General features: G+C 71.1%; 16 protein-coding genes. 10 read left to right on the top strand and 6 right to left on the bottom strand.

All coding sequences use genetic code 11. From position 1 onward, the window contains the following. Positions 1-26: 26 nt before the first annotated feature. From ACVHNB_RS21670 to ACVHNB_RS21655, 4 genes are all read right to left on the bottom strand, one after another. On the bottom strand, positions 27-980 hold the full coding sequence (locus tag ACVHNB_RS21670; RefSeq protein ID WP_456225631.1) for an N-acetylglucosamine kinase: 954 nt from the start codon (positions 978-980) through the stop codon (positions 27-29). A 40-nt stretch (positions 981-1,020) separates the two neighbouring features. Further along, positions 1,021-2,187, bottom strand: a complete 1,167-nt coding sequence (locus tag ACVHNB_RS21665; RefSeq protein WP_428957069.1) for an SIS domain-containing protein — start codon at positions 2,185-2,187, stop codon at positions 1,021-1,023. A gap of 130 nt (positions 2,188-2,317) precedes the next feature. Continuing rightward, positions 2,318-3,520, bottom strand: a complete 1,203-nt coding sequence (locus ACVHNB_RS21660; protein WP_428957070.1) for a saccharopine dehydrogenase family protein — start codon at positions 3,518-3,520, stop codon at positions 2,318-2,320. Positions 3,521-3,603: 83 nt separating this feature from the next. After that, the gene (locus ACVHNB_RS21655) at positions 3,604-4,587 is read right to left on the bottom strand and encodes a hypothetical protein (RefSeq protein WP_456225630.1); all 984 of its coding nucleotides are present in this window, start codon (positions 4,585-4,587) and stop codon (positions 3,604-3,606) included. Between the two features lie 274 nt (positions 4,588-4,861). Between ACVHNB_RS21655 and ACVHNB_RS21650 the strand changes: the two genes are divergently transcribed. Further along, a complete protein-coding gene (locus ACVHNB_RS21650) occupies positions 4,862-5,443 on the top strand; it encodes a hypothetical protein (RefSeq protein WP_456225629.1) in 582 nt (193 codons plus the stop codon). A gap of 224 nt (positions 5,444-5,667) precedes the next feature. Next, complete coding sequence (locus ACVHNB_RS21645; RefSeq protein WP_456225628.1) at positions 5,668-6,390, top strand: DeoR/GlpR family DNA-binding transcription regulator; 723 nt, start codon at positions 5,668-5,670, stop codon at positions 6,388-6,390. A gap of 10 nt (positions 6,391-6,400) precedes the next feature. Here ACVHNB_RS21645 and ACVHNB_RS21640 read toward each other — a convergent pair whose 3' ends face one another. Beyond that, positions 6,401-6,727 carry a hypothetical protein gene (locus ACVHNB_RS21640; protein WP_456225627.1) on the bottom strand — a complete coding sequence of 109 codons (327 nt, stop codon included), beginning with the start codon at positions 6,725-6,727 and terminating at the stop codon, positions 6,401-6,403. A gap of 256 nt (positions 6,728-6,983) precedes the next feature. Between ACVHNB_RS21640 and ACVHNB_RS21635 the strand changes: the two genes are divergently transcribed. From ACVHNB_RS21635 to ACVHNB_RS21600, 8 genes are all read left to right on the top strand, one after another. Further along, complete coding sequence (locus ACVHNB_RS21635; protein ID WP_456225626.1) at positions 6,984-8,285, top strand: ABC transporter substrate-binding protein; 1,302 nt, start codon at positions 6,984-6,986, stop codon at positions 8,283-8,285. A gap of 29 nt (positions 8,286-8,314) precedes the next feature. Further along, positions 8,315-9,265: a carbohydrate ABC transporter permease gene (locus ACVHNB_RS21630; RefSeq protein WP_456225625.1), complete on the top strand. Its 951-nt coding sequence runs from the start codon at positions 8,315-8,317 to the stop codon at positions 9,263-9,265. A gap of 53 nt (positions 9,266-9,318) precedes the next feature. Then, positions 9,319-10,179 carry a carbohydrate ABC transporter permease gene (locus ACVHNB_RS21625; protein WP_456225624.1) on the top strand — a complete coding sequence of 287 codons (861 nt, stop codon included), beginning with the start codon at positions 9,319-9,321 and terminating at the stop codon, positions 10,177-10,179. After that, positions 10,176-11,195: a D-2-hydroxyacid dehydrogenase gene (locus tag ACVHNB_RS21620; protein ID WP_456225623.1), complete on the top strand. Its 1,020-nt coding sequence runs from the start codon at positions 10,176-10,178 to the stop codon at positions 11,193-11,195. Before ACVHNB_RS21625 ends, ACVHNB_RS21620 begins: the two co-directional genes overlap by 4 nt. Beyond that, positions 11,185-11,958: a DeoR/GlpR family DNA-binding transcription regulator gene (locus tag ACVHNB_RS21615; RefSeq protein WP_456225622.1), complete on the top strand. Its 774-nt coding sequence runs from the start codon at positions 11,185-11,187 to the stop codon at positions 11,956-11,958. Before ACVHNB_RS21620 ends, ACVHNB_RS21615 begins: the two co-directional genes overlap by 11 nt. Before the next feature lie 63 nt (positions 11,959-12,021). Then, on the top strand, positions 12,022-12,870 hold the full coding sequence (locus tag ACVHNB_RS21610; protein ID WP_428957080.1) for a class II fructose-bisphosphate aldolase: 849 nt from the start codon (positions 12,022-12,024) through the stop codon (positions 12,868-12,870). A 46-nt stretch (positions 12,871-12,916) separates the two neighbouring features. Continuing rightward, positions 12,917-13,246 carry a hypothetical protein gene (locus tag ACVHNB_RS21605; RefSeq protein WP_456225621.1) on the top strand — a complete coding sequence of 110 codons (330 nt, stop codon included), beginning with the start codon at positions 12,917-12,919 and terminating at the stop codon, positions 13,244-13,246. Next, positions 13,243-13,941 (top strand): polysaccharide deacetylase family protein, encoded by a 699-nt coding sequence (locus ACVHNB_RS21600; RefSeq protein WP_456225620.1) that lies wholly within the window; start codon positions 13,243-13,245, stop codon positions 13,939-13,941. The genes ACVHNB_RS21605 and ACVHNB_RS21600 overlap by 4 nt, the downstream gene beginning before the upstream one ends. Positions 13,942-14,004: 63 nt before the next feature. Here the strand turns inward: ACVHNB_RS21600 and ACVHNB_RS21595 are convergent, their stop codons facing one another. Beyond that, entirely contained in the window at positions 14,005-15,045 is a 1,041-nt protein-coding gene (locus tag ACVHNB_RS21595; RefSeq protein ID WP_456225619.1) for a polysaccharide deacetylase family protein, read from the bottom strand. Positions 15,046-15,304: the final 259 nt, after the last annotated feature.

Here is a 15,304-nt window from a genome sequence, read left to right as displayed (position 1 = left end):
GCGGGTGAAGTGGGTGCGGCGGCCGCTCAGTCGATGTGCGAGGGGTGGCCGTTCAGCGGTTCACCGGCGAGGCGGGCGGCGAGCAGCGCCGCGCCGACCACGGGAGTACCGAGCGGCGGGCGGGTGTCGTACGGCTCCGGGCAGGCGGCGAGCGCATCCGTGAACGCCTCGCGTACGCGCTCCTCCGTGAACACGCCCCCTGACCAGGAGACGGGGACCACCTCGTCGGGCGCAGCCGCGAGCGCGTGCCGGGCGGCCCGGGCAAGTGCGGCCAGTTCTTCCCCGGCCCGGGCGAGGATGCGCGCGCAGTGCGCGTCGCCCTCCGCCGCGGCCTCGGACACGTACCGGCTCACTGCGGCGACGGCGGTGCGGCCGGGACGGCCCAGGAGCATGACGTCGACGAGATCCAGGTCGGCGTCGAGTGCGAGACGGCGCCTCAGCACGGCGTGCAGCGGACCGGGCGGCGTGCGGCCGTCGCTCATGCGCGTGAACAGATTCAGCCCCTGGACGGCGATCCAGTACGCGGAGCCCTCGTCGCCGAAGAGCTCGCCCCAGCCGCCGGTGCGTGCCTCCCGTCCCCGCAGGACGCCGTACGCCATCGAGCCCGTGCCGCTGATCACGTTGATGCCGTCGGCGAGTCCGAGCGATCCGGCCCAGCCGCACATCATGTCGTTGCCGACGGCGTACCGGTCGTGCCCGAGGATCTCTGCGGGAAGGGCATCCAGTGCCTCGGTGAGACGCGGGGACTCGCCGTGTGCGGGCAGTCCGAAGTACGCGTACTTCAGCCGCGTGGGGTCGGTGCCCGCCTGTCGGCAGGCGGCCGTGACGCCGTCGCGCAGCACGGTCCGCGCGGTGTCCATGCCGTGAACCCCGAGCGCGGGCGAGGTGGACGGCCCGTCGGCCGTGCCGAGCAGGGTGCCGGAGGCGTCCACGACCGTGAAGGCCGTCTTCGTGCCGCCGCCGTCGACTCCGAGATACATGGGCTGACGTCCCTTTCCGTCGGTTCCTCGAGCCGGTTGTTCAGCGCGCGGGCAGGGGGTGGATCGTGACGCCCTGGACGACCCGGTTGACCTCGCCGTCGGGGAACGGGTTGTCGGGCCGCACGCCGCAGGCCAGCGAGGCGTTCAGCGCCACGAGTTGGGCGCACAGCACGGCGGGCAGCGCCAGCGCGGCGTCCTCCGCGCCGGCCATGCCGTCCACCAGCCAGGTGCGGTCGGCCGGGAGACCGTCGGGCCGGGCGGCGACCGCCACCACGTGCCCCTCGGGCAGCGCGGCGCTCATCTCCCGGAAGATGTCGAGGTCGTACTGGCGCGTGTAGGGGTCGTTCGACACGTAGACGACGACCGCGGTCCGCCGGGTGAGGAACGCCTTGGGTCCGTGACGGAAGCCGAGCGACGAGTCGGAGAGCGCCGTCACCGCGCCTCCGGTCAGCTCCAGCAGCTTGAGCGCCGACTCCCCGGCGAGGGCGTGCAGTGCGCCGCTGCCGAGGTAGACGAAACGGTCGGGCCCGCGGCCGGTCAGCTCGGTGACGCGGTCGGCGACATCGCCGGACAGCAGGGCCGCGGCGGAGGCGGGGCAGTCGTCCAGGCCCCGGACGTGGCCGCCGCCGAGTGCGCGGAGCGCCGCGAGGAGCATGCACGTGAGGCTGGACGTCATCGCGAAGCCCTGGTCCTCGGACTCCGGCGGCGTCAGCAGGACGTAGGAGTCCGCGCGGCCCTGATGCCGTGCGGCCAGCGAGCCGTCCGCGTTGCAGGTGATGACGAGATGGGCGCAGCGGTCGAGCAGTTGATCGGCGATCTCCGTCGCGGCGAAGCTCTCCGGGCTGTTGCCGGAGCGCGCGAAGGACACCAGCAGCGTCGGCCGGTCGCTCTCCTCGAAGCACGCCGTGGGGTCGGCCGTGACGTCCGTCGTGGCAACGGCCTCGACCGTGCGGCCGGTGGCTCTGGCCAGTGCCGAGCGCGCGATCTGTCCGGCGTACGCGGAGGTGCCGGCGCCCGTGAGGACGATCCGCAGCCGCGGTTCGGCGAGCAGGGGCGCCAGGAACGCGTCGAGGGAGTCGCGTTCCTCGCCCAGGCGCGTCGCCATCTCGGCCCAGAGGCGCGGTTGTTGGCGGATCTCGCGATACGTGTGGGCGGCGCCTTGTGGCACGGACTGGTGGTCGGCGGTCTCGGGGGCTGCGGTCTTCACACGGACTCCTTCGAGCGTGGGGTGCAGGCACGGGTCTTGTGCGGCTTCGACCCGCGCGTGGTTCAGGTGGCAGGGAGAGGGAGCGTGGGGCGGTCCCGCATCGGGCGTGGGACCACCCAAGGCCCGCCGGCTATTGCTCGCGCATGCCCCAGGGCGCGCCGTACTCCTCCAGCAGACCGAGGAACGGCTCGGCGGGCAGGGCCTCGGGCCCGAGGACACCGCTGCCCTTCCACTGGCCGCCCGCCAGCAGTTCGAGGGCGACCACCGGGTTGAGCGCGGTCTGCCAGACCACGGCCTGAGAGCCGTACTCGGCCATCGACCACTCGTTGTCGACCACGTGGTAGAGGTACACCTCGCGGGGAGCGCCGTCGCGGACGCCCTTCACCCAGGTGCCGGCGCAGGTCTTGCCGCGCATCCGGTCACCGAGGCCCGCCGGGTCCGGGAGGCAGGCGGCGACGACGTCACGCGGGGAGACCTCCACGTCGCCGACGCGCACCTTCTCGGTACGGTCCAGGCCCAGCTTGTGCAGGGTGCGCAGGACGTCGATGAACTCCTGGCCGAGGCCGTACTTGAAGGTCACGCGCGGGGTGTCCACCCAGCGCGGGATGAGCAGGACCTCCTCGTGCTCCACATTGACGCACTCGACCTCGCCGATCCCCTCGGGGAAGTCGAAGACCTCCGGCTCGGAGAACGGCTCGGTGGTGAACCAGCCGCGGTCCTTCTCCCACACGACGGGCGGGTTGAGGCATTCCTCGATCGTCGTCCAGATGGAGAACGAGGGGGCGAACTCGTACCCGTCGACCGTCAGGTTGGCGCCGTCGCGGACGCCGATCTCCTCGATGCTGTCGAAGAGGTGGTCGGCGGCGTAGCGGGCGAACACGTCGGAGAGACCGGGCTCGACCCCGATGCCCACCAGGGCGAGACGGTCGGCGCTCTCCCACTCGGAGGCCAGGGCGAACTGCTCGTCGCCGAGCATGACGCCGGTCTCGGAGTAGGGCCGGTCGGGGTGGGGCCGAGACAGCGACATCGCCATGTCGAGGTAGTGCGCGCCGCCGGCCAGTGCCGCGCGGAACAGGGGCATGACGAACCGCGGGTCCGTGGCGTTCAGCAGGACGTCGCAGCGGTGCTCACGCAGCAGCGCGACGACGGCGTCCTCGTCGGAGGCGTCGATCCGGGCGGCGACGAAGCGGGCGTCCTCGGTGGCCTCCGTCGCGCGTACGGCCCGGTCGAGGACGTAGTCGGCGATCACGCAGTGGTCGAAGAAGGAGCGCCGGGCGGCGATCGCGGCGGCGGCGGTGCCCACGCCTCCGGCGCCGACTATGAGAATGCGCATGATGAATCCTCGGGTCTCTTCGCTGAACTGAAAAGGGATCGCGGGCCGATGGCGCCCGCAAGGAACGGTGAGGGGCGGGAGTGTCAGCCTCGGTGGACGGGGTGCGGTCCGTCGCCCGGCGCGGGCGTCAGCCTGCTCATGAGCGCGGTGGCGACGAACGCGGCCCCGCCGGGCCCGGTGTCCCGCAGATGCCAGAGCTGTCCGCCACGGCGTACGACGAGATCGGTACGGCCCGGCTCGTAGGAGATCGACGTGGCCGCGACGGCGGTCATGTCACCGGATCCCGGCAGCGGCAGACGGCGCGCCCGGCCGGGGTGCCCGGGCGTGAGCACGTCCAGCCACGGGCCCGCGGACCATACGTAGACCCGCGCTCCGTCGTCGTCGGCGACCGCGGCCGCGACGGTTCCCGCCGGAACGGGGTGTGTTTCGCCGGTGGGGGAGAGGTAGAGCCCTTCGCGGTCCCCCGCCAGGACGATTCCGGGGCGTGTCGCGTCCTGGACCGGCACAAGGGCCATCGCGGTCCACCGGGAGTCGGTGAGGAAGGCGTGCGCCGGTGTGTCGTCGGACCATGCGAGGTGCGGATAGGCGGTCGGGTCCGCGCGCAGGACGCGCGGTTCCCCGTCGGCTCCGAGTACGCCGGTCCACAACGTGCCGTTCGTCGTCTCTGCCGCCGTGACCGCGCGAGCGGGGCCGCTGGGCGGCGACGGTTCCGTGGTGAACGCGGCCTCGGGGCTCCAGCGCAGGCGGTGCGACGAGTCGCCGGAGCGGGCGACCAGTTCGAGGTGGTGCGGGCCGTGTCGGCTCTGCAGGACGCCGACCTCGTCGTAGCGGCGGCCGGCCGCGAAGCGCAGTGCTCCGCTCCACTCGCCGGGCGGCGGCCCGCCGGGCTCGGGAGCGATGTCCTGCGGGTCACTGTTGAACCAGAGCACCCACAGTCCGTCCTGGTCGTCGCAGAGGACGAGTTCCAGGTTCCCGCGGACGCCGTAGCGTCCCTGCGCAAGACCGATGCCACCCCGGGAGGCCGGGGGTGACGCTACGCGGAGGGAGGAGGAAGGGGGAACAGCCATGGAACACCTTCAGGGCCGGGCAACGAGAACGTCGGCGCCGATCCAGGGCCATCGGCCGGGAGCGCCACATCGGCAGCCTATTCACTCTCATTAACAAGCGTCAATGAGCAGAAACGAGCAACAGTGCGCGATGATGGCGGCAGCCGGTCAGTCGCATGCCCGGACCTCGTACGACGACATCCGCAGTGCCCGGGCCGCATCGCCACGGACGCCGCCGCCCAGGAGGAAGGCCGAGACCATGCCCGAACGGAACGCGCCAGGACGCCATGCCCCTGTGCCGGCGGCATCAGAGGGCGGACAGGTGCTGATCGTCGGCGCGACCCGCATCCTGCGCCCCGCCGTCACCGCGCTGAGCGAGCGGGCCGTGTCCGTGACGGCTGTCGCCCGCTCCGCGGCCGGCCTGCGCGAGCTCGCCGATGAGCATCCGGGCCGCGTCATCCCGCTCGCCGCGGACGCCACGGCGCACGGCTTCGGCTCGGTTCTGCGCAGCGCTGCCGAACGCGCGCCCCTGACCGGAGCTGTGGTGTACGCCCCCGCCGTGCCGCCCGGAACGCTGGCGGAGCTCGTCGGCTCCGTCGTCGCCGGTCCGGTCGTCGTTCTCGCGACGAGCGAATGTGCCGCGCCGGCCGAATCCGGTACGGACGCGGGCGAGTGGACGCCCAACGACCTTCCCGCCGCTGCCCGTTCGGGAACCGCGAGCAGGCTCCTCGTTCTCGGCTGGCACGCAGGTGGGGCGGCCACGCGGTGGCACACACCGCGCGAGATCTCCGCCGCCGCCCTCGCCCTGCTGGACGCCCCGACCGACCGCGACACGGTGCTCGGCACCGTCCGCCCCTGGTCGTCACGCCCGAGGTGACCGAATGCCACGACCGAAACGACCGGCCGCGCAGGGTCTGTCGCACGCATCGGAGTCAACTTCTGGCAAGGATGAGCAACGCAAGTAAGCTTCCTGTGCGGCCGCCGGACCACCGCCGGCCGAGGAATCCGCGGGTGCCGAGGCCGAGCCGGCCGGCGCACCCATGCCGAGGGAAGTGGGACCGGGCCATGCTGGGCGCCGAGCGAAGGAAGAGGCTGCTTCACGTGGTGCGCGCGGAGGGCGTCGCCCATGTGGGCACGCTCGCCGAGCGCCTGGACGTCAGTCCCTCGACGATCCGCAGGGACCTGTCCGCGCTGCAGGCCCAGGGCCTGCTGAACCGCACCCACGGCGGCGCGATGGCCGAGGCGGTCCAGGCCGACGAGCCGGACCGGCCGCAGCGCAGCGGGGTCGCCTCCTGGGAGAAGAGCAAGCTCGCGAGCGCCGCCGTGGAGCACATCGCCCCCGGCGCGACGATCCTCATCACGGGCGGCACGACCACGGCCGCGATGGTCCCGCTGCTCGACGGCATCGAACGACTGACCGTCGTCACGAACTCGCTCCACCTGGCCGGTGAACTCGCCCAGTTCGAGGAGATCAGCACGGTCGTGCTCGGCGGGTACCTGCGCCACCGGGAGATGTCCCTGCTCGGACACCTGACCCGCCAGGCGCTGGAAGAGCTTCAGGTGGACGAGGCGTTCGTGGGCGCGTACGGGATCACGGACGCCGGGATCAGCGGCGCGCACGTGGACGAGGCGGAGACCGACCGCTGGCTGCTCTCGCGCGTCCGGCGGATCACGGCCCTCGTCGACGGCTCGAAGTTCGGCCGCTCGGGCCCGGTCCGCGTCGCTCCCGCGGGCCAGCTCCACCGGGTGATCACCGACGCCTCGGCGCCCGAGGACGAGCTGCGGGCGCTGCGCGCCGCCGGGGTGGACGTCGTGCAGGTCTGACCGGACCCGGTCAGTCTCCCGTCGTCCGGGCGCCGGACCACTCCACCCAGACCTCCTCGCGCGGGACGTCCCAGCCCCGTGCCAGGGCTGCCGCCGCCGCGTCCAGGGCCCGTCGCGTCGCGTCCCGTCCACGGTCGGATCCGTGCACCACGGCCAGCGGCCACGCAGGCACGACCCCGTCGCCCGTGCTGGTCAGAGCGGCCTCGCAGAGGACCGCGACCACCCCGGAGGGCGGCAGCCCGAGCGCTGTCGCGACCTCGCCGCACAGGTGCTTCAGCCGTGCCGCGTCGTCCGTGCCGTCGGAAGCCTTCGGTGCGGTCACCTGGATCACGGGCATACGTGTGCTCCTTCTGAAGTGCGCTGGAGGGGGGCGGGGAGCGGCGTCCACAGCCCGGCGTCTTCGCAGGCAGCGGCGCTGACGGACGGCGGGCGCCGGGCCGAGGCTAAGCGCGCCCCCGAACCTGGTCAAGAAAAAACGAGCAATAAAAATCAGGGCTTGCTTATTATTGACTGACCTTGGCCGAGGCGACTAAAAAGCAGGCATCAAGGCCTTCGCGGCCGAATCTCCCCCTTGACGACGGAGGTTGTGCACGATGGCTGTCGCCAGACGAGCCGTGCTGGGTGCCGCTGTGGCAGGTGCCGGAGCGGTCGGCTTCGCCCGCCGGTCCGGTTTCTCGCCCTCCAGCACGGGCTCGGCAGGAGCGGACACGCTCACCTTCTCGCTGTGGGGGGCCGACGCCGAGATCGCGGCCTTCCAGGCCCTGGCCCGCGCCTACGAACGACGCCACCGTGGCATCCGGGTGCAGATCCGGCTCGAGTCGTACCAGCAGATGTACACGAACATGGACGCGCTGCTCGCCGGCGGGCGGGCCCCCGACCTGTTCCGCTGCGACTACGCGAACCTGGGGATGTACAGCGCCAGCGGTCAGCTCCTCGACCTCAGCCCCTACTTCGGCGACAAGGAGCGCGACGCGTTCCTTCCCGCGCTGTGGAAGGCCGTCTGTCACGAGGGCAAGCCGTACGCGGTTCCCCACCACACCGACACCACGGCGGTCCTGTACCGCAAGGACATGTTCCGGAAGGCGGGCATCACCTCGGTGCCCACCTCGCTCGACGAGGCGTGGACCTGGGACGAGTTCAGCGAGATATGCGCACGACTGCGCAAGAAGCTGCACGGCGTCTACCCCTTCGTCTACGGCTGGCAGCAGACCGGCGCCTTCCGCTGGCTGACGTGGCTGTGGGAGGCCGGCGGCCGGATCCTCGACGACAGCCTCACGGCGCCGGCCATCGAATCCGAGGCCGGACTGCGCGCCCTGCGCTTCACCCAGGACTTCTTCCGCGAGGGCTTCGTCCCGCCCAACAGCTCGGTGAAGAGCGCCGCGTTCCCCGACTCCCTGTTCACCGCGGGCACCGTCGCCATGAGCTTCGCCGGCGACTTCCTCCTGCCCACCATCGACCCGGCGCTCAAGAAGGAGCTCTACGGCGTCACCTTCCAGCCACGAGGACGTACCGCGGCCACCGACCTCGGAGGCAACGCGGTCGTCGCCACCCGCACCACCGAGAACCCCGAACTCGCGGCCGACTTCCTCAAGTTCCTCGCGAGCGAGGAGAACATGGCCCGCTTCTGCGAGCAGACCGTCGTGCTGCCGACCCGCAAGTCCCTGCTCACCCGGCCCCTCGACTACGCGGTACGGCCCGACCTCATGCCCGTATACGCGGAACAGACCACGGCGCTCACCCCCGGCATGACCGAACAGGTCGCGATCCCGGGCTTCGGCCGCATCAACTCGGCGCTCCAGGACGAACTCGAGGCGGCCTTCGTGAACCGGCAGCCCGCCGAGGTCACGCTCCGGAACATCGCCGCATCCACCCGGACCGCGCTGGCCTCCGCGTAAGGCCCTCCCTACCGCACACAGGAGTTGCCATGGCCACCACCGCCTCGCCACCGCGCGCCCTGCGCCCGCCCACACCGATCGCCCCGCCCCCGCCGCGCGCCCGCAGAGCTGCGCGCTTCCGCGAAACGCTCGCCGCCTACTGCACGCTCGGCCCGAACCTGATCCTCGTCACGCTCTTCCTGCTGGTCCCGCTGGTCATGGCCCTCGTACTGAGCTTCCAGTACAGCACCGGACTCGCGTCGCCCACCTGGGCCGGACTCGCCAACTACCGCCAGCTGGCCGGAGATCCGGTCTTCTGGCGCACCGTCCTGAACACCGCCGTCTTCTGCGTGGCGACCGTGCCGGTGGAGATGGCACTCGGCCTCGGCGTCGCCCTGCTGTTCAACAAGGTGATGCCCGCCCGCCCGCTGTGGCGCACCCTCGTCTACCTGCCCATGGTCATCTCCGGCGTGGCCACCGCCCTCATCGGCACCCTGATGTTCGACCAGAACATCGGCCTGCTGAACAAGCTGCTCGCGGCCTTCGGGCTCCCCGCGGCGCCGTGGCAGACCAGCGGCAGCACCGCCATGCTCTCCGTCGTACTGATCACGCTGTGGATGCGCGTCGGCTTCAACATGGTCATCTACCTGGCCGGCCTGCAGGGCATCTCACCCGAGATGTACGAGGCCGCCGAGGTCGAGGGCGCCGGCCCCTGGCAGCGCCTGCGCAACATCACGATCCCGCTGCTCGGACCGTCGACGTTCTTCCTGCTGATCATGAACGTCATCTACTCGTTCCAGGTCTTCGACACCGTCTACGTGATGACCCTCGGCGGGCCGGGACACGCCACCGACGTCATGATCACCTACGCGTACCGCAACGGCTTCGAAGGACGCCAGCAGGGCTACGCGGCCGCCATCGGCATCGTCCTCTACGTCATCGTCATGATCTTCACGGCGTTGCAGTGGCGCTTCAGCCGCAACAGGGACACGGTCGGCTGACCCCTCGCCCGCCCGCCCCCTCCCTTAAGGACACCCCTCTCCTAAGGACACCGATGTCCGTCACCTCCTCCGCCCGACTTCCCGGAACGACCCGCCCGAGACGACGCGATCGTGCGCGCCACCTGCGCGTCGCCGCTGCCGTCGTCATCGGCCTGGCCATGGCCCTGCCCCTGTTCTGGATGATCCTGGTCGCCTTCTCGCCCCTCGCGGACCTGCACACCTCGCAGCTGCGCTTCTGGCCGAGCGCACCGACCCTGGACAACTTCCGCCGCGTGTTCCGGCTGCCCGTGGGGACCTGGGCGATGAACTCGACCGTCATCACCTGCCTGGTCGTCCTCATCACGGTCTCCTGCAACCTGCTGGCCGGATACGCCTTCGCGAAGCTGCGCTTCCGCGGCCGCAACCTGCTCTTCCTGCTCATGCTCAGCACCATGACCGTGCCCGTGCAGGTGCTGATGGTGCCCCAGTTCAAACTCGTCCGCGCCCTGGGCATGTTCGGCAGCTTCTGGGCCGTCATCGTCCCCGCGTCCTCCACCGCCTTCGGGGTCTTCCTCGCCCGGCAGTTCATGCTCGGCATCCCCGACGAGGTCATCGAGGCCGCGCGGATGGACGGCGCCGGACAGCTGCGCACCTTCTTCACCGTCGTCCTGCCGCTGTGCAAGCCGCTCATCGCGGTGCTCTCGCTGCTCACGTTCCTCTACCAGTGGAACGACTTCGCCTGGCCGCTGACCGTCCTCAAGGACGAGCGGCTGTACACGCTCGCCGTCGGCATGCAGTTCGTCAACGGCCAGTACACCGCCGACTACGGCGCCATCATGGCGCTCGCGCTCATCTCCGTCCTGCCCATGGTCGTTCTCTTCCTCTGCTTCCAGAAGTACTTCGTCCAGGGCTTCGCACGATCGGGAATCAAGTGACCTCTTCGTCCCCCGTCCACTACCTGAGCACCCTCTCCTTCCCGGACCGGTGGCTCGACCGGCTGCGCGCGAGCCACCCGCAGCTCACCGTCACACAGGTGCCCGCCGCCTCCCCGGCGGACGTGCCCGCGGAAGTGTGGCGCCGGACGCAGATCCTGCACACGAGCTCCGTCTTCCCGAACACCCCCGACGCGGCACCGGACCTGCGCTGGATCCAGCTCGACACCTCGGGCGCGGACCACCTCAAGGACACCGCAGTGTGGGACCTTCCGGTGCCGCTCACCTCCATCGGCGGCATCTCACCGGTCCCGATGGCCGAGTACGTGATGATGATGCTGCTCGGCCTCGCGCACCGGCTGCCCCGCGCCATCGAGGTGCAGCACAGCGGCAAGTGGCCTTCGCTGAGCGAACGGTGGAACACCCTCATGCCGCGCCGGCTGCGCGGCGCCACCGTGGGCGTCGTCGGCTACGGCCGCATCGGCCGCGAAATAGGCCGCCTCGCCGCGCAGTTCGGCATGACCGTGCTCGGCCTCAAGCGCGGCCGCGGCACCCGGGCCGGCGCGTTCTTCGGAACCTCCGCCGAGGGCTCGGGCGAGGCCGAGATCTACACCCCGGACGAACTCCACGCCTTCATGAACCGCTGCGACTACCTCGTCGTGACGTGCCCCCTGACGGACGAGACACGCGGCATGATCGACGCCGCCGCCCTCGACGCCCTCAAGGACGGCGCGATGGTCATCAACGTCTCCCGCGGCGGCATCGTCGACGAAGACGCCCTGCGCGCCGGCCTCCGCTCGGGCCGCGTCGCGGGCGCCGCCCTCGACGTCTTCGACGAGGAGCCCCTGCCCGCGGATCACCCCTGGTGGACCGAGCCCGGCGTCATCCTGACTCCGCACGTCGCGGGCTTCGCCCCCGACTACGAGGAGCAGACCCTCGAACTGGTCAGCGCGAACGTGGAACGCTTCCTCGCAGGCCGCGAACTGATCAACCTGGTGGACCGGTCCCGTGGCTACTGAATATCTCCTCGCCCCACAGCGGCGGCACGCCGTGCTGACGCGGCTGCGCCGCCGCGGCACGGTCAACGTGCAAGAGCTCTCCGACCTGTTGCGCATCAGCGCCTCCACGGTCCGCCGCGACCTGCGCGACCTCGAACTGCAGGGCATGCTGCGCCGGGTGCACGGCGGCGCCACCACCGTGGACGGGGCCTTCGAACCGGAGCAGCCGCAACGGGCGTCGACCCAGCTGGAGGAGAAGGGCCGGATCGCCGAGGCCGCTCTGCGCCTGATCCCCGACCACAGCACCGTCCTCATCAGCGGCGGCACCACGACCGAAGCGCTCGCCGCCAGGCTGGGGGAGCGGCGCGGCCTCACCGTGGTGACCAACGCGCTGCCGATCGCCCAGGCCCTGTCGGCCACCTCCAACGTCGACGTCATCGTGCTCGGCGGCGTCCTGCGCCACCGCGAGCAGTCCCTGCTCGGCCACCTCACCGAGCATGCCCTGCACGAACTGCAGATCGGCCACATCATCACCAGCGCGTTCGGGCTCGACGTCGACGCGGGACTCACCGGAGCCCACGTCGACGAGGCCCAGACCGACCGCGCCCTGCTGGCCGCCGCCCGCAGCGTCGTCGTCCTCGCCGACGAATCCAAGCTGGGCCGCCGCGGCCCGGTCCGCCTCGCGCCGCTGGACCGCGTCGCCACCCTGGTCACCGACGCCGGTCCCGAACACCCGGTGTGCCGCGCCCTCGACGACCACGGCAGCACCGTCGTCCACGCATAGAACCCGCGCCGAGATTCGGCGCCCAGCCCCCTTGCCTGGAACCCATCGCCCCAGAGGTGCCCCATGCCCCTAGTCCCCACCGCCGCCCTGGTGGACCACGCCGTACGCGACGGCTCCGCGGTCCTCGCCTTCAACATCGTGACCCTGGAGCACGCCGAAGCCGTCGCCCAGGCCTGCGAGGCCGCGGACGCACCGGCCGTCCTCGCCGTCAGCCACAACGCGGTCCGATACCACCGCGACGATCCGGCGCCGCTGCTCGCTGCCGCCGCCGCGGTCGCCCGCCGCTGCGGCGTCCCGCTCGCCCTGCACCTCGACCACGTGGAGGACGAGGAACTCGTCCTGCGCGCAAGGGAACTGGGCTGCGGCTCGGTCATGTTCGACGCCTCCCGGCTGCCGCACGCGGAGAACGTCGCCAGGACGGCCGCGATCACCGCGCGCCTCCACGACGACGGCATATGGGTCGAAGCCGAACTGGGCGAGATCGGCGGCAAGGACGGCGTCCACTCCGCGACCGCCCGCACCGATCCCGCCGAAGCCGCCGACTACGTACGCGCCACCGGGATCGACGCACTCGCGGTGGCCGTCGGCAGCTCCCACGCGATGACCGAACGCACCGCGTCCCTCGACCAGGACCTCATCGCGCGCCTGCGCGACGCCGTCGACGTGCCGCTCGTCCTGCACGGCTCGTCCGGCGTCCCGGACGAGGCACTCCGGTCGGCGATCACCCACGGCATGCGGAAGATCAACTTCGGTACGCATCTGAGCGCGGCCTTCACCCGGGCCGTCCGCGCCTGCCTCGACGAGTACGCCGGAGTGGATCCCCGGCGCTATCTCGCGGCGGGCCGCGAGGCGGTGGCCGCGGCCACCGAGGAACGGCTCGGGCTCCTCGCCCCCGCCCCAGTCGCCCTCTGACTACGCACCGACCATCCAGCACCACGACGTCACAGGAGGTCCGAGCGTGACCACTCCCGCGCCCCGGCACGAACCCGTACCCGACCCCCGTGCCCTGCTCACCGAACTCGGCGAGCGCGTCCTCGAACGCGAGGGCATTCCCATGTTCCTGGCACTCCAGGTCCGCTCACGCGACAGTGACCAGCCGCAGGAGCCGGCTCAGGCAGACGCGGAGGGCGTGGAACTCGCCGGGCTGCTCCGGCACTACCGGGGCGCCCTCGTCCCCGAGGCCCCGGACGACTCCGAGCCCGCGCTGATCGAAGTCCTCCAGGTCATGGGCGCAGCCCACTTCACCCCCAATGCACCCACCGCACAGAAGGACGAGACCCGGCGATGAACACGTCCTCCCGCACCCGACTGCCGTCCTTCTCCGGCCAGCAGGAGGCCCTGAAGTCCGGCCAGTACCTGCGCGTGGTGAACTACCACAACACCCCGCACGCCGACACGGACAAGATCCGCGGCGAACTGAGCGAGCTCGCCGAGCACTTCTCCTCCGTCACCCTGGACGACCTCGACCTGTTCCGGTCCACCGGCCGCTGGCACAAGAACCGGCCCGGAGTCATCCCGGTCTTCTACGAGGGCTACCGCAACAACGCCGAGGTCGCCGCGCCGCTGGCCGAGGAGGCGGGCCTGACCGCCTGGTTCTTCATCTGCACCGCGTTCCTGGACGTGCCCGTCCCCGACCAGTACGACTACGCCAACGCCCACGACATCGACCTGGTGCAGGAGAACGAGAAGGGCGAACGTCTCGCCATGACGTGGGACGACGTCGCCGAACTCAGCCGGCGGCACGTGGTCACCCCGCACACCGCGAACCACGCCGAGGCCGCATCCCTGCACACCGACCTGGATCTCCAGCGGGAGATCGTCGAGCCCAAGCGTCGGATGGACGCCGTCACCGGCCAGGACGCCCCTGCCACGGCCTTCCTGTGGGGCACGCCCTACGGGGCGAACCCGGCGGTGGACGCGGCGCTGCGCGAGGCGGGCTACCGCTACCAGTTCGGCAACACCATGATCCAGTACCTCGGATAGCGCCACGGAATGAGGCGGCGGGCCGGCACCGGTGTGCCGGCCCGCCGCCTCATTCCGTCCCCCTCAGCCGGGCAGCCGCTGCACCATGGTGTTGCTGAACACGAAGCGGTAGCCGGCCTCGACCAGGGCACGGTCGGCAGCCGACTCGCCGGTCCAGGAGGTGCCCTCCAGCCAGGCGGTGCACAGCGCGGAGCCGCCGGTGGCCCGGTCCATGAGCCGCTTCGGCTCGATCACCTCGCGTTCGATGTCCTCGGGCGCCAGCACCTTGCGGGCGAGGGCGTGGGAGGCGGTGTGCGGAGTGACCACGTGGCCGCGCCGGTGCAGATCGGCGATCTCGTCCCACGTCATGGCGAGGCGCTCCCCGCGCGGATCCTCCGGAACGAGCTTGATGCGGTGGGCGAGGGCGTAGTCGTACTGAGCGTCGACCGGAGTGTCCACGAAGGCCGTGCAGACGAAGAACCACCCGATGACCCCGGCCTCTTCACAGGCGGCCGCGGCGACGTCGTAGTTGTCGCGGTAGCCCTCGTAGAAGACGGGCAGCAGCCCGGGCCGCGGCTTGTGCCACACCCCGGTCCGCGCGAAACGCTCGAGATCGGCGACGTCGACGGTCTCGAAGTCCTTCGCGTAGCCGCGCAGCTCGGCGACCAGTTCGTCCTTCCAACTGGCTGGCGTGTTGTGGTAGTTCACCACGCGGAGGAAGTGACCCGCGCGCAGATCGGACGCGGTGCCGACGGCGCTGATCCGCGGATCGGCCGACAGCGGCCGGGGCGTGGCGGGCGCCCCGCCGGTCGGTGTCGAGGAGGGCGGAGGGACACGATCCGGCCCCAGACCGACGTAGGCCAGGGCCTGCAACGTCCTTATCAAGGTCTCCTCCTCGGCGGATGCCGCGAGCTGTGAGCGCGCCGCTGAGAAGTCCTCCGCCAGGTCGCTGTCGGCGGGGTGCGGGGCGGCGTGGGAAGGATCGTCCTGGTCGAGGCGCGTGCCGCCGGAAGGCGACGTCGAACGCAGGGACACATACATCGGCACACCCCGCCGCTGTGCCACCAGGCGCTGACTGGCCTCGAGAGCGTGCTGAGGGGGTGTGGCCGTGAAGTAGTGCGACATGCCGGGTCCTCAATGCAGTACTGAACTGACCCTGCCACTGTGCTTGCTCGAGCGAGGAGCGGCAATAATGCGCAGACTTTGACTAATATTGCTCACTTGCTCACTTGGTCGCGTGTCGGAACGGACACCTGAAGATCGGGGGCGGGCCTGTCGGGACACCGGTGGCGGATCCGGCGGAGGGTGACCCGCAGCCCCCGGACCGAAAAGCCAACATAAGGGCGATTGCATGTCATTGTTGGGTAAAACGCTCTCGACCGAC

Source organism: Streptomyces sp. YJ-C3 (genome assembly GCF_053891275.1).
Note: the sequence above shows the minus strand (reverse complement) of the source record. Positions and strands in the feature narration are given on the sequence as shown.

Coding starts and splice junctions, on each gene's coding strand:
- ACVHNB_RS21660 (WP_428957070.1), bottom strand. CDS start 3,520: ATGCGCATTCTCATAGTCGGCGCCGGAGGCGTGGGCACCGCCGCCGCC.
- ACVHNB_RS21640 (WP_456225627.1), bottom strand. CDS start 6,727: ATGCCCGTGATCCAGGTGACCGCACCGAAGGCTTCCGACGGCACGGAC.
- ACVHNB_RS21670 (WP_456225631.1), bottom strand. CDS start 980: ATGTATCTCGGAGTCGACGGCGGCGGCACGAAGACGGCCTTCACGGTC.
- ACVHNB_RS21630 (WP_456225625.1), top strand. CDS start 8,315: ATGGCCACCACCGCCTCGCCACCGCGCGCCCTGCGCCCGCCCACACCG.
- ACVHNB_RS21625 (WP_456225624.1), top strand. CDS start 9,319: ATGTCCGTCACCTCCTCCGCCCGACTTCCCGGAACGACCCGCCCGAGA.
- ACVHNB_RS21600 (WP_456225620.1), top strand. CDS start 13,243: ATGAACACGTCCTCCCGCACCCGACTGCCGTCCTTCTCCGGCCAGCAG.
- ACVHNB_RS21635 (WP_456225626.1), top strand. CDS start 6,984: ATGGCTGTCGCCAGACGAGCCGTGCTGGGTGCCGCTGTGGCAGGTGCC.
- ACVHNB_RS21655 (WP_456225630.1), bottom strand. CDS start 4,587: ATGGCTGTTCCCCCTTCCTCCTCCCTCCGCGTAGCGTCACCCCCGGCC.
- ACVHNB_RS21595 (WP_456225619.1), bottom strand. CDS start 15,045: ATGTCGCACTACTTCACGGCCACACCCCCTCAGCACGCTCTCGAGGCC.
- ACVHNB_RS21610 (WP_428957080.1), top strand. CDS start 12,022: ATGCCCCTAGTCCCCACCGCCGCCCTGGTGGACCACGCCGTACGCGAC.